General features: G+C 40.2%; 7 protein-coding genes. 2 read left to right on the forward strand and 5 right to left on the reverse strand.

From position 1 onward, the window contains the following. Positions 1–202: 202 nt before the first annotated feature. From NIES592_RS08450 to NIES592_RS08460, 3 genes are all read right to left on the reverse strand, one after another. Entirely contained in the window at positions 203–7,471 is a 7,269-nt protein-coding gene (locus NIES592_RS08450; RefSeq protein WP_073555486.1) for a LamG-like jellyroll fold domain-containing protein, read from the reverse strand. A gap of 219 nt (positions 7,472–7,690) precedes the next feature. Continuing rightward, the gene (locus NIES592_RS08455) at positions 7,691–7,888 is read right to left on the reverse strand and encodes a hypothetical protein (RefSeq protein ID WP_062245907.1); all 198 of its coding nucleotides are present in this window, start codon (positions 7,886–7,888) and stop codon (positions 7,691–7,693) included. A 361-nt stretch (positions 7,889–8,249) separates the two neighbouring features. Then, complete coding sequence (locus tag NIES592_RS08460; protein ID WP_073555487.1) at positions 8,250–9,533, reverse strand: flavin-containing monooxygenase; 1,284 nt, start codon at positions 9,531–9,533, stop codon at positions 8,250–8,252. Positions 9,534–9,785: 252 nt separating this feature from the next. Between NIES592_RS08460 and NIES592_RS08465 the strand changes: the two genes are divergently transcribed. Continuing rightward, a complete protein-coding gene (locus tag NIES592_RS08465; protein ID WP_062245904.1) occupies positions 9,786–11,417 on the forward strand; it encodes a cyclic peptide export ABC transporter in 1,632 nt (543 codons plus the stop codon). 39 nt (positions 11,418–11,456) lie between these two features. On the opposite strand, the gene NIES592_RS08470 is transcribed toward NIES592_RS08465, so the two are convergent. Both NIES592_RS08470 and NIES592_RS08475 read right to left on the reverse strand, forming a co-directional pair. Continuing rightward, positions 11,457–12,047 (reverse strand): chromophore lyase CpcT/CpeT, encoded by a 591-nt coding sequence (locus tag NIES592_RS08470; protein ID WP_009456402.1) that lies wholly within the window; start codon positions 12,045–12,047, stop codon positions 11,457–11,459. 335 nt (positions 12,048–12,382) lie between these two features. Then, positions 12,383–13,045, reverse strand: a complete 663-nt coding sequence (locus tag NIES592_RS08475; RefSeq protein WP_073555584.1) for a methyltransferase domain-containing protein — start codon at positions 13,043–13,045, stop codon at positions 12,383–12,385. A 583-nt stretch (positions 13,046–13,628) separates the two neighbouring features. Here NIES592_RS08475 and NIES592_RS08480 point away from each other — a divergent pair. Further along, positions 13,629–14,564 (forward strand): phosphoribulokinase, encoded by a 936-nt coding sequence (locus NIES592_RS08480; protein ID WP_062245903.1) that lies wholly within the window; start codon positions 13,629–13,631, stop codon positions 14,562–14,564. Positions 14,565–14,733: the final 169 nt, after the last annotated feature.

Consider the following 14,733-nt stretch of genomic DNA (forward strand, 5'->3'; position numbering starts at 1 on the left):
TCATATTGAGAAAAACAGAATTTTTGTATATAATTATTTTTGCTTAAAAATATACATACTTACACCGTATAATTCCTTAAGAAAAGTCAATCTTCCAAATTTTTCTGAATATTTTCTTGCTTTCAATTTCTTTTTCACATAAAAGTACGTGAGACAAAAGCCTCACGCACCTTAGATTTTATGTCTTATTCGATTGCGTTAACTAATTCACTCCCTCCACACCAAAGTAATTAGCTAATGCCAACACAACCTCCTGAGTTAAACCCTCGGATAACTCTGGCAAATAAACCCGAATTGCATTCCTCACAGCCGCATCGAATTCGCCAGCGCTAGCCGTAGCATTACGGACAAATGGCTCAATTAAACGGATTAATTCGTAACTACTGCTCAAGTCCGTATTCTGAATTGCTCTATCTAATGGTGGTGCTGTGGGGTCGGGGAATTCTGGGAGGATGCGGCTAACGAAGGTGACGCGGTGGAAGATGCGCCAGCAAGCGGGGCCGCCTTGGGGTTGTCGTGCTTGGCGGAGTGCTTGAGCATTGGGTGAATTATTTTCCTCTAACCAGATGGGATCGACAACCTCATTAAAGAAAGCATCGTAATTTTGAGTATCTGGGGTGAGGTAGAAGCTCAAGAAGCGATAGGCGTTGACTTTACCGGGAGCATCCAAAGGATTACCATTAGCATCATATTCCCGTATGGGACGACCAGCTTCATCTCGTACTAAGTTACCTCTTTCATCTAGCCTAAATCTCTGTAAATCGCCTTGGGTGTTATTTGTTAAGTCGATTCTAAACGATTGGCTGGCTTCTTTGGTTTTGGATTTGGTGAGGTTTAAACTACCACCAAAAGATGCTTTAGTTTCTACGTTTAAACTGATACCAACTACTTCACCGGTGGCGGCAGCACTAAAGGTGGCGTTACCTGTGAAATTATAAGCCCCACTGGTAGATTCTTGCTGTATATCTGTGGTTTCTGTAGATTCAGCAAAGAGTCCACCGTCTGCTGTCCAAATGTAGCTGTTGACTAAGTTACGTTTACTGTATTGCTCTGGTAAATCGTTGTTGGAAGTTAAAGCATCGATTAAACCACCGGCAGCAATTCCGGCGGCGGCGACAAAGGGTGCAGCTGCTCCGGCAACTGAGGCTCCGGCGATCGCACCTGTGAGTCCTCCTGCTAAAACACCTGTTGCACCGGGGGGTGTGGTGCGGAAGTCTTCGTAGTAGGTACGCAAGCGGGTTTCTTCGGCTTGAATGCGTTGACGCAGGGCGTAAGCTTCGCTGGGTTTGAAGTAGCTGTACTCGCCGTAGTTGATAGCTTCAGGATAATCGGGATCTAATACCTTGCCGTTTTGGTCGTATCCCACAGCACCATCGAGGGTGCCTTGTTTGGTATAACGAGGATTGATGGGGAAAGGAATGATGTTGGTATCCTTGGGAATATTGGGATTGGGAACTATACGGAAAGCGACTAGGGCGCGGTTATATGATAGGCGGATGGCATACATATCAGCAGTTTCCGATTCCACTAGGGCAAAGCCGACGTTGGAGGGTTGGTAACGGCGAGGCATGGCTTTATTTAGCCGTCGGTCAATATTTGGATCTTCCCACGCACCACCTAAGCCGACGGTGGTCATTTTGTTGACATTGGTGATGTTAGTTTGTTGCTGGTTACTCGACCATTTCAACTCGGTGTCTAATTTGGTTGAAGCACCTAATTTAATACCACCAGCAACAATATCTCTAGTGATAATACCGAAACCCAAAGGAGCAACCACACCATCGATATTTTGACTCACTTCGCCAGTTATGGATGCTTCAAAGGAGGAGGTGAAACTAGTGTCTTTACTGGCTGCAATGGTGTAGGAAACGCTATCTGCTTCGACAAACTCTACAGAAGTAGTATCAACGTAATCGCGTGAGGAATCATCAATTGGTCCGGCGGTGAGGTTTTCCGAGGGAACGGGGGGCGCACCTTCGATGAAACCTTTGATTTGGGGGTCAAATTGGACTTGACTAATCCATTCGGTAATTAAGTTACCGACTTTGTAGCCTGTGAGCAAATACCAATGGCTGTCTTGAATGAAAGCGTAACAGCGTTTGTGAACTCCGGTAATTTCGCCGTTGTTAGCGGTTTGGATGTCTGCGTATTCGGCGATCGCAGGACGGCTGGTAATATGACTTTGGTATCTGTTCCTGACACTACCTAACGCATTCCTCACTAAAGGTATGTCATCAGAAAGTGGTGCGCGGGAGAAGGTATGCTGAATATCGGCATTGTTGCTAGCTGTGAGGTGGTTTCCTCGTAAGCTGCTGTCGTTGACGGTGGTGACTTTACCTGCGGTTGTCGGATCGGATTCAAATTCGTAGTAAGCTAGCAGGTTTTCTCGTTCGCCTTTGAGTTGTCCAAACAGGTTATCGAGAATTTGTTCTTGGGTACGGAACTGTTTCCAGATGAGGACTTCATCAATTGCTCCCCGGAAATCTCGACCCACAGTAAATTGATTTTGTGGCAAGGTGACAGCATTGAGAGGGGCAATCTGGGCTGGGATACCGTTGATGTATAAATCTAATCTGGTAGCTGTGGGTGCAGGGTCAGCAACCCAAGTCGCACCGATGATTCTGGCTTCATCATTACCGATTAAATTGGCGGTAGCGTTACCGGAACCTTCGTTAATGCGCCACTCACCGGCTAATTTATTGCGATCGCTATTAGTTTGGTGCAATTCGCTCATACTTAAAGCACGGTTCCACACCCGCAAGCTGCTGATGGTTCCCAACAGATAACGGGGATAACCATTAACAATTCTTGTACCTTGAGGTATACCATTACACCTACCTACTTCTAAGGGTTGTAAACTGCTTACTGGTTTGCCGCTACCTGAGATAGTTTCAGTTCTGCGTAATTGTCTGTTCCAGTACAAGTTAACTGTGTAACCATTGTCAGTTTGTGTACCTGTGACGGCGATGTTCACCGGAATACCAGGGGTAGGTGCGTTAACAGAGGCAATGATTAGGCGTGGTTGTTGATTATCTTCATAACCAAAGCACAGGCTGTAGTTTGTCGCCGAATCGCGTCTGACGTATAGCCAAGCAGTCAGTTCGGGGTTGTCTCTGCCAATTCTACCTTTTTGCAACAAGGGGTGAAACATTTGATTGTTGTTAGGTAGAGTGACAGTCATTTCAATTGTGAGTTCGTTGTCTACCCCTAAACCAACTTGATTACCACAGTCTAGGTAATTATCGACACCATTGAATCTTAAAGCATAGGCTTCGGCGTAAGTGGCGGCGACGTGTTCCCAAGTAGTTGTCCACATCGGTTCGGTGGTGGTGAGGTAGCGGTCTCTCACCCCAGCGACAACGTTGTAGGCGGTGAGTCCTGATTCTACTTTGGCTAGACTGCCGAAAATTTGCCCATCATTGCTGGCGTTACCAGTGCGATCGCTTGCTGTGCCATCTTCAAAGTGATAGTATGCCCGCAATCCTGCTTCGTTGCCATCTAAACGACAATTTTTGGTGTCATTTATTTCTGTTTGGCTACGTACTTTACCCCAAACCCGGATTTCATCAAGGGCACCTTGGAAATAAAACTGTCGGGAAGGGTTCTCAATCACCCCAATCAGTAATGCCCCTGTACCTTGGTAAGCGGCTGTGGCAATATCTTCTACTACCATTTCTCCATCTTTGTAAATAATCCGTTTGCGGCTTTGGGCATCATAAGTACAAGCCCAGTGATGCCAATTGGTATCGTTTGCGACACCATTTGGTGTATTCAAATCATTGCCAAAGAAGGCGAAGGAAAAGACTCCATTTTGACGGAAACCGAAGTGCAGTTGGTTATTATTGGTAGGTCTTCCTTGGGTGAGAACTGCGGAGAAGAAAGCGTTGAGGTTGGCGGAATCTCGTCTAGTCCAAAATTCGATGGTAAAGGATTGATTCGCCAAGTTAAGGTTAGCGGCTTGGATATAGTCACTTTGTCCATTGAATCGCAAAGCAGAATTTACAGGCTTTCCTTGAACGCCTAAAGAATATCTGGATGTGGGCGAATTTTGGGAGACAATCCAAGTGATGTTACGAGAGATTTCTTTATCAGGACGAATCCAAGCTTCTAGAGAAATGTCGCCTTGATTTGATAACTCGCTAGCATCGCCGCTTAAATGTCCACTGCGAATTTGCAGCGCATTTCCTGGGGTATCGGAAATCCAAGCGTTGGGTTGAGATAAGCCAGTCAGGAGACGGGTAGCAAGATTTTCAATGTTACCTGTGTTGGATACCCCAGTTACTTCTACCAAAACCGAACCAAATTTGAGATTATAAGGAGCATTCATCAGCTCGCCTGTGTTGCTGAAGCTGCTGTAAGTGTCATAATCGTATTCAACCAAGTTGATGGTTGTACCCGCAGGTAAAGTGCCTGTAAAGGTAATTTCGCTAATGCTAACTTCTTTTTCGCCAGGTGCGATCGCTTTCCTTAAGGTGAGAGTTCCTGCACCAATTACCAAGGTTGCACCTTGTTCGTAGCGTTGCGTCGCAGGTTCCGCCAGGGTAATTCTATCAACTTTGCCTGTGACATCTGCACCCAAGCGACCGAGATAAACCACATCCCGCGCCTGTCCACTCAGCACTCTTGCCAATCCCATCGGGTTGCGGGGGACTCGTTGCCAAGTTTCGGTAATTTGCAGCAAGCTATTTTCTAAAGTGACATTGCAAGTATTGGCATCTTCCCCATCGGTAATCTTCACCGTAGTAGTATCAGGATTGGCATCACTAGCCATAATCACTTTCACTTCCCTGCGTCCCAACCCTGGAGAACGTTCCCGTAGTTGCACACTATTAGAAAGTAAAATGCTAGCACGGGCAACATTGGTGTTGTAACTAACAGCAAAAAATTGGTCTGCATCACCCCGGAAATACAACCGCAACATTCCATTAGCACTTTCAAATAATTGCGGTGCATCATTTGTCCAAGCAAAATCTAACAATCCACCTACTACATTTAAACCATTGGGGTCAATATGAATTAAGCGCATGGGGAAAGCAAATTTACCTTGCAGTTGGGTGCGTAAATCTGCTAGTTGGGCTTTGAGGTGTTGCAGATGTTCTGTTTGTGCAGTCACCTGCTTATTTAAGTTAGGAATAATTACCGTTTGAATGTTGGTAATGTGTTGGTTGATAGCCTCGATTCGCAAGTTGTAAGCATTCACTTGATTCTGAAAACTCTCCGTATGAAGCACCCTCGCACTCATGTAATTAATCAGAAAATAAGTGCCGCCTAATCTACTATCTTCCTCATACACTGCCCGTGGAAAACCTCGGAAGTTTGGTTCCCTATATAGCAGAACATAAGTACCTGGATCTGGTTTTACCGAGTTAATTCCAATTGGTAATGTTGGATGTTCGCCTATTTGTAATCTTTGTCTAACACCTGTAAATCTATGGCCAGAATATCCTGTAATACCCCGGCTTTGATTTAGATTTACTCTCCCTAGTTCACTGTTTTTCCTCTCTGTAATTAATCTTTGGATCACTGCTTGTTGATTAGCAATTTCTTGATTGAGAGAGTCAATTTCCCGTTGGGTATTGGGAATTTCAGTTTGTTCTAATTGAATGATTTGGTTGATAAAGGTATTCGGGTCTTTTGTCGTTGTGTCTATCAACGGTAGATTGATATTGTCGGGAATTTGCGATAAACGACCCCGTTTACTAACAGCAAAGTCCAGGACAGCTATTTTTTTATTGTCATCATTTTCATGGGCTGTGGCTACCGCAACTAACACACGGGCATTTTGCTTGATGGGTGCAGGTGTGCCATCATGTCCTGAAGGTAGTTCCTCTTGCTGATAATACAACATAGCAGAGATACCTTTACCTGCCACAGTGCGTTCATCAAATCCAAAACTCGTCCGTTGAATACCTGGATTATCGCCTACAGGTGCGTCAGATTGTACCCACTCGGCTTCTCCTTCGACAATACCATTGTTGAGTGTGTCTGTGCGATCGTAAACAGTTGTACCGTTTCCTTCGTCAAATTGCCAATAAGTAAGTAAACCTGGTTCATTCCCCGCCTTGCGGAACTTTTTCGTTTCTCTAACTTCCAGTTCTGAACGTTCCCGTCCCCAAATCGATAATTCATCAACAGTTGCAACAATAGGTAAAGCAGGTTGGGAACCACCGTACAACGAACCGACATTTTTACCAACAACCATGTAAGTTGTCGTTTCAGTAGTCGTGGGAAACAATAAATATTGATTCTCTTCCCCTTCACCGTTAACAACTGCATCCCCTACCTGAATTGTCACCACGCCAGAATTTGCAGGTGCATTGATGCCATCTGGAGCCGGAGCCAGAGAAATACTAATATGATTCCATTGCCCCATTTTGATTACACTAGCCGCAGAAGTCACTGTCTTGGAGTTAGCGGTTACCTGAATACCGTAACCAGGAAGCAATTGTCCATCAGTATTTAACTGAGTTTCTACCAAGCTAATTTGGAAAACTGCGGCTGGTGTTCCTTCTGAGTAGATTACACCAGTAGTTTCTGGTTTAATCCAAGCGGAAATATTAAACTTTTGTTTGTTGAGGACTTGTGCTTTACCTGCTATATAGGTATCTGCATTTAGCTTTATAGCTGATTCTGCATAACCCATCTTCGCAAACCCATCTGGACTTTCTGTACCTTGAGTATTGAAAAATCCATCAGCAGAACGTTCAATATTGTAAGCATCAATTCTGTTAGTCTGTTGATTATGGACAAATATCTGCCAACGTTTAATATCAGGAATACCCGTTGGGACTTGCAAAACCGTAAACCGCCCATCTACCAAATTCTCGACAAAACCTAACTCCATAGTTGGTTCAAAAAATGGACGATTATCCATATCTGTGGCGCCGAGAGTATCTTTTGCACTACTTTTGAGAATTTTATGGCGACTGCGACGATAGCGGACTTCTCTCGCTGTTTTTAGTTGTGTACCAGCGAGGATGAATCTGTCTACTAGCAGGGTTTGATCGACAATCGGAATGGGTGTTTGTCCATCAGGATTTGTCATAGTAACGTTATCAGGATGATTGCCATTAATCGACTGACGGAACAGGTAAATATATTGTCCATCACTCAATGCTTGAAACGGCGCATCTGCTGTTAGTCTTGCGGTTGTTGAACGGAATAAATCGATTTCGGAAAAATTGCGAGCAGCTTGACCATTACTTCTAACAGTTGGTAAAACTTTGTTGGCAAGAATAGCAAAACCAACTTGGGTAATTTCGTTGGGAAAAATCAATTCTTGGGGTGTAGGCGACCAATTTCTGGCATCAATTGGATTGGGGTCATCTTGCTGATCGAGAACAGTGTAATATATTCGGCGATCGCTATCCATCGCCAAGGATATCAATACCCCTGTATGTTCTACCAGAGTTGTGTACTGATAAGCTTTGTTAGCGTATGTTTGCAAATAGTTGTCCCATTGGGGTTGCATATTTTTCTCCTAGTTATTAGTTCAGGTGATGCAAAACTGTTCAAAATACGGGTTTTCTGTTTTTTCGGTTAGCTAAACAGAATGAAGAAAAGAACTTACACTTACACAAAATTTGCAAATGTAAGTTCTATAAATTTAGACAAAATACTCGGGAGATTTAAATTTCCGTAAATTTTTGATGACAGATTAATCTTGCTTATACCAGAAGATTAGACAAATTTAATTACCACCACGATTGAGTGGAGATTTAACAGGACTCTGGGCAATAGATGATGTAGGATTAGAAGGATTGACACTATCACTCAAAATTCTTCGTGGCGCACAAGCTTGTGTAAATAGCAATATGCTGATTGGTAAAGCAATGGTGAAAATTCTGTTCCAGCGCATATTGTTCATAGAATTCATTACACGATTCATCAGTTCAACTCCTTGATTTCAGATGTTCTGTTATCTTTATATAACCTGCAAATAAAACAGTCGATACAGAAAAATTAAGGAATTCAAACTGGAAGCTAACTTAACTCGAAACTTAACTTTTATAACATCAAAAATAATTATAAGTTTGTAGTAATATCAATTTACAATGAGCTTGCACATAAACGTAGGGTGTGTAACGCTCTAACAATCTTTCAACGAAGCGAATAATCTTGTAGCGTTACGCAACATCAATATTAAATAATGTGTATCTTTAATGTAAAACGATATAAGCATTTTCTGCTTAGAAAATAAGAACTAAAGTCCTTACTACGAACAAGTTTAACTTGACTTAGACAGACTATTAGAGTAAAATATTATATTGTTGACGCGACGAAAATTGGCTTTCCAGCAATTGCAAGGCGATTCTTTTACCTGTACACCAGCCGTAATATCCATAAGTTGCGGATGCACCCACAATTTTCTCAAAGCCTACAAAGTAAAGTGTAGGATCAACAATAGATTGGCATTTACCATCTGTTTTTGGTAATAATCTATCGTTCTCATTAAGATATAATTCAGGCTGTCTCAATATTTTATTAATACCAGGGCGAAAGCCAGTACCTAAAATAATCGCATCGTAATCTTGTGATATGCCATTGGCAAAAATTACGCCTGTTTTTGTGAGTTGCTGAATGCAACTAGAGATTACTTGAATATTTCCTTTTTGAATTTGTTTGACAGTACCTCTGTCTACCCACGCGACACGACCCTGATTAACTTCCATATCTATTGGTCCTTTATCTTCTGGATAGATAGAGTAAGCACTCAAATCTAAAGCAAAACGCTGAATAAATTTATCAGTTTCCTTGATGTCTGCTTGCAATTCTTCTGGAGAAAAGTCTATGGCTCTCTCCATAGCTTCTATTCTCGTATCTGTTGTATTTTGATTAAACAACTGTTTAAAGTATGACCTGCTTCGCCATAACAAATATTGTAGCGATCGCAGTCTCGGATAAAGAGGAAATACCCAACGTTTACCACGAATTAACATATCTACACGCGCAGCACCGTGTTCATATAAATCAAGTGCTATTTCTGCTGCTGAATTTCCCGAACCAACAACTAAAATTTTCTGATTTCGATAAGAAATACCGTTTTTATAGGCACTACTATGAATAATTCTCCCTGTAAAATATTCTTGCGCAAAAAAGTTTGGTATCACAGGTTCATTATTTAGTCCAGTACATATAACAATAATCTTGCTGTATAGAATGTCTTTAGTTGTTTGTATCTGCCAATGATAATCTGTTTGATTTTGATTATAAATCTTGGTAATACTTTGTACCTCCTCACCAAAACGAATATACGAATAAACCTGAAAATGATCTGCATATTCTGTCAAATACTCCACCATTTCATCTTTGGTCTTAAACGCGGAATATTTTCTCTTGCCCTCAAAGAAAGGTAGAGTAAAATAAGGATTTTGAGTAACTAATCGTTCGTAGGCATTTTTCCAGATAGTTGCGACAGTTTCTCCCTTCTCTATCACAATAAAATTATTAATCCCAAAATTTTTTAAACTTGCAGCTATAGTAATACCGCAAAAACCAGCCCCAATGACGATAACGTCTAGTTCAGAGTTCATAAAATCAACTTTGATTGAAAATCTTTACTTTTATCTTTATAAAATTTGGGGTTTCAATAGTCGATACAGATTAGTTAGGGATTTTGAGTCGTTACCAACCTACTTAAATCTCCTTTCTACCTGCCCTATTCATTAATTGAGTTTATAAGTTAAGTCATTTTCCTCCCTATTTCCTTAACTTTTCTGTATCGACACTGCGATCGTCAACCTCTATATATAAACAGCAAGACTATCTATGACGAAAGAGTTAATATGAACTTGATAACTTTGCTGTTACGCTCTTCTTGGAAAATCCTGGCTCTTGCTGCTATCATCGGATTATTAAGTGGGGTTAGTACAGCCGGATTACTTGTTACAGTCAACGCTCAAATCAATCATTATCCACTGATAAATACACTCATTTGGAGTTTTATCAGCCTTTGTTTTCTGAGATTTATTACTAATATAATTTCTAAATATTTGTTAATAAATCTGGCAGAAAAAGCAATTTTAGAATTACGAATTATCTTAAGTGAGAGAATTTTAGCTGCACCACTATATCATTTAGAAAGTTTAGGAAAGCATCGCATCTTAGCTACACTAACGGATGATGTTTTCTCAATTTCTAACACAGTTTACATGATTCCTACATTGTGTATTGATATTGCCATTGTAGTCAGTTGCCTTTTTTATTTGTTTTGGTTATCTCCAACGATATTTTTTCTGGTGTTTATTTCTTTATTACTAGGAATCTTTAGCTATCAACAGTTAGCACAAAAGGCAACCTCATTTTTTACCTTAGCTCGTCAGCAAGAAGACCAATTATTTAATCATTTTCGCAGCATAACTGAGGGGACAAAAGAACTTAAGCTTCACTATCAGCGACGACAAACATTTATAAAGCAAGAACTTAGAGAAACTGCACAATTATTTCGACGTAAAAATGTAGTTGCAATGACTATATTTGCGACGGCTGCTAGTTGGGGAAATATTTTATTCTTTGTAGTTGTTGGGTTAGTGATTTTTATCCTGCCTAATCTCCAGGTCGTTCCTACCTATATTTTATCTGGATATGCACTGACTATTCTCTACCTGCTCTCACCTTTAGACTATATTATGAGTGCTATTCCTAGCTTAAGTAAAGCTACAGTTGCTTTGAGTAATGTAGACTCTCTCAAGTTGTTATTGTCAAATTACTACCGCGATAGCAATTTGATGACTGGAATTGAAGCAGATAATTTTTGTCGGCGTTTAGAACTTTTAAGCGTAACTCATACTTATCATCAAGACCAAGAAGATACAGTTTTTACTCTTGGGCCAATCGATTTTACTATTGCGGGTGGTGAAATTGTTTTTATCGTCGGTGGTAATGGTAGTGGTAAGTCTACTCTCGTAAAATTGATAACTGGTTTGTATATTCCTGAAAGTGGAAAAATTTATCTCAATGGCAAATTAGTAACTAAAGAAAATCAAGAGTGGTTCCGCCAAAATTTTTCAGTTGTATTCTCTGATTTTTATCTATTCGATAATTACTTGAATTTAGGTAAAACTATTGCTGACGAGCAAATTTATGACTATTTGGTTAAATTACAACTCGACAAAAAAGTTCAAGTTAAAAGTGGTAGAATTTCTACTACCTCATTGTCTCAAGGACAGCGAAAACGTCTAGCTTTATTAACTGCTTATTTAGAAGATCGACCTATTTATGTATTTGATGAATGGGCTTCTGACCAAGATCCTATATTTAAAAATATTTTTTATACGCAGATATTATTTGAGTTGAAGAATAAAGGCAAAACTGTAATAGTAGTTACTCATGATGAGCAATATTTCTATTTATCAGATCACATAGTTAAGTTAGATTATGGCAAGGTAAATAATGTTCATAATTATGTAATTTCTTAAATTACCCACCATACCGCTTGGCGGTTGGTGGTGGTTACTTTACACTTTCACTTCATCTGCAAAACTCTGCCAACGAACAAAATGAAATGGTCCAGCGACAGATCCCCAAATATGTTCATCTGTTTCTGGATCACGTCCCCGATCCAGGCTAATAAATTTTTCTTCGTTAATCTCAAACTCACTATCAAGGTAGGTTTTGTGACCTTTACGAAAGACGATACACGCTTTTCCTGGCTCTACCTTACCTTTGAAGCTGTTACCAGTCCACTCTACAATCATGTTGCAGCCTGGTAATTTTTCCAAATCATCAGCGTTTAGCGTTTTCAGACGTTCGATGTTACGAGATGCACCGTAGAATCTTTGTTCTTCTTTAACAGTGTAGTTTTCGATAATGATGTGCTTCTGTGTCGTTAGTAACTTCAATACCCGCATACGATAGGGATCATTGAGCATGTAGTCATAAGCTTGCTCAACAAAAAAACTTACCCCTGATAGCAATTCTAAGGGGAGGGGACGCATACACACACGGATATGAGCATAAAAAGGTGGGTTTTCAAAAGCTTGTTCTTGATTGCTAAAGTCTGCTGCCATCAGGCGGGCTAAGGTAGCAATATCTGTGGAGCTAGTCATTACAAAAAATACACCAATCGTTTAAAAATTATCTGCGAGTATTGTAAAACTTGTGAGGATGTCAATACAAATTGAAGTCAATTGCTTAGTGCTTAGGAGCGCGATCGCACTTACCTATGTGAGCAATTGTATATGAACTACTAACGCATTTATCATTGACTCAGTGTAGATGTGATCGCAGCACAACCTGTACGACAGCATTTTTTCTGCTATGAGCCTGGCTCATGTCCTAACTTCTGGTGCTTTTGTCATCAGACACTGATAAAAATTTTTCAAGTCGTGCCAACCTGTTGCAAGAACTCGATATTTAGCTCTATTTATACAAATTTTGATATTTAGTCAGACAAAGGCTTTATATAAAAGTTAAACACATGCGCAAACTTCTGATCATTCGATTTATCAGGTACTGAGTATTGTACAGTAGATAAAGGACTGAAAAAATAAGGTTCAAATTGTTGTAAGGTTTGACATTCTTCAATTACAGGAAAAGGCTTTGCTTCAGGAATATCATTCCATCCGAAGACTAAAATTCCTCCTGGTCGCAGGCATTGAAAGCATTGCTGAAAAGAAGTTTCAGTATCTTCCCTGCTATTGATGCCCCATCCGAAAACTCCGTTATAAACTATCACATCCAAATAATCATTAGTAAAATGATTGCTGAGGTTCAAAAGTGAATCAACAATGTGCCTTTTGGAACCATATTTTTTTCTCTTTTCATCAATTTCTATAGTCCAGTATTCTTTATTTTTAAAGTAGTTATTGTAAGGTTTAGTAAACCAATCACAACCAATAAAGAGAATTTTATAAAATTCATTGCGTTCAAGCAAATATGGGATAATAATATCTTCTAGTACATAGCGATCAGGGGTATTGAGATGTAAATTAAATCCCCGGAGCCGACTAATTGAAATCTGGGCAAGAAAACCCTGAATTCTATCAACTACAGGTTTTGGCAGGATTGTTTTAATAAAATTTTTTACTTGTAGAATTAACACCATTACCATACACTCACTGGCTCAACAACAGTGATATCTATGAATGTAGATACTAAAAATCTTACTGTGTGATTAATAACTAGATATTAAGAGTTTATTAACAAAGTTAATTTAATTTATTAAACAAGGATGCTTTCAATAATAATTCTTACCTAGCAGGTACATCATTACAAAAGAGTTAACATCATCACCTTGCGGTCGTTTCTCGCCGGAAAGCCTCTGTTCTACCACCGCCTTGCCTTTGCTGTGCGATCGCTAGTTGCAATCGCCCGAACCCTCGTTACCAAATTTAACTGAGAAATAAGAAACACAGAGTTTTTAGATTTATATGTTGAGTAATACCAATGCAGGTGGAAACTAGTTCTCGGCCATTTGTCATAACTTATTGACAAAAATATATACAAATCGTTTTAAAGAGTAAGTAAGCTTGATTACAAGTAATGAAGTCAATATTTCTTGACTCACTTTGATCAGAACATCTGTTCGAGACCTTGAGTTATCTTTAATTCATTTCTAGAATTAGTAAACTGGAATACAATTTAAAATTGCATTTTATTGTAAGAGCTATCTTCAGGGGGAAGAAATCATGAGCCGTCCAATTATTCTTGGTATTGTTGGTGATAGCGCTGCTGGCAAAACTACGCTGACAAGAGGAATTGCTCAGGTACTCGGTCCAGAAAATGTCACAATCATCTGTACAGATGATTACCATAAGTACGATCGCAAGCAACGTGCAGAAATTGGTATTACGGCTCTCCATCCCGACTGCAACCATCTCGATATCATGCAGCAGCATCTATCGCTGTTACGGACTGGGCAACCTATTCTCAAGCCAGTTTACAGCCATACAACTGGTACTTTTGAAGCTCCAGTGTATGTTAAACCCAACAAATTTGTAATTGTAGAAGGATTACTCGGCTATTCTACCCGTGCTGCTCGCGATTGCTATGATGTAAAAGTTTACCTTGCACCCCCTGAATCAATCCGCGCCAATTGGAAAGTCAAGCGAGATACCCAAAAGCGTGGTTACACAGAAGAACAAGTTTTGGCAGAACTAGAGAAGCGAGAACCCGACTCAGAACAGTTTATCCGCCCGCAACGGCAATGGTCAGATATAGTAGTGAGTTTTTATCCACCTAGCGATGATATTAATAACACCAATGGACATTTAAACGTGCGTTTGGTACTACGTCCAACAATTCCTCATCCAGACTTTACCAAAATTCTTGATTTTTGTGATAACACTGTGTCTGCCATCCGTTTGGGATTAGACCGCGACATGGGTAAACCAGTGGATGTGCTAGAAGTAGACGGTCATGCAACTCTAGAACAAGTCAACAAACTCGAACATTTGATTTGTTCTGATATGCCTTATTTAAAGAATGTATGTAATCGCGAAGTTAACCCAGAGATCGGCAAAGTTGCTGGTACTACTGGCGAAACAATCCAGAGTTACCCCCTAGCGATCACTCAACTTCTCACTACCTACCACATATTAAAAGCAACACAGATTTATCAATAAGTTGGTTGGTGGTTGGTGGTTATTGATCAATCATTCTCAACAGAGTACAAGCCTCCAGATTTATCTCTAGGGTCAATCCAAAATCTAAAATCTAGATGGCTTGTGCTAAACAACAAACATCGAACAATCAATTTTAAACACCAAAATCTTGAATATTTTATCAAAAAGG

Origin of the sequence: Fischerella major NIES-592 (genome assembly GCF_001904645.1) — a bacterium.
GTDB classification, from domain to species: Bacteria; Cyanobacteriota; Cyanobacteriia; order Cyanobacteriales; family Nostocaceae; genus Fischerella; species Fischerella thermalis.

Bases quoted from the DNA above. Each gene is read 5' to 3' on its own strand.
- NIES592_RS08465 (WP_062245904.1), top strand. From the start codon at position 9,786: ATGAACTTGATAACTTTGCTGTTACGCTCTTCTTGGAAAATCCTGGCT.
- NIES592_RS08470 (WP_009456402.1), bottom strand. From the start codon at position 12,047: ATGACTAGCTCCACAGATATTGCTACCTTAGCCCGCCTGATGGCAGCA.
- NIES592_RS08455 (WP_062245907.1), bottom strand. From the start codon at position 7,888: ATGAATCGTGTAATGAATTCTATGAACAATATGCGCTGGAACAGAATT.
- NIES592_RS08460 (WP_073555487.1), bottom strand. From the start codon at position 9,533: ATGAACTCTGAACTAGACGTTATCGTCATTGGGGCTGGTTTTTGCGGT.
- NIES592_RS08480 (WP_062245903.1), top strand. From the start codon at position 13,629: ATGAGCCGTCCAATTATTCTTGGTATTGTTGGTGATAGCGCTGCTGGC.
- NIES592_RS08475 (WP_073555584.1), bottom strand. From the start codon at position 13,045: ATGGTGTTAATTCTACAAGTAAAAAATTTTATTAAAACAATCCTGCCA.
- NIES592_RS08450 (WP_073555486.1), bottom strand. From the start codon at position 7,471: ATGCAACCCCAATGGGACAACTATTTGCAAACATACGCTAACAAAGCT.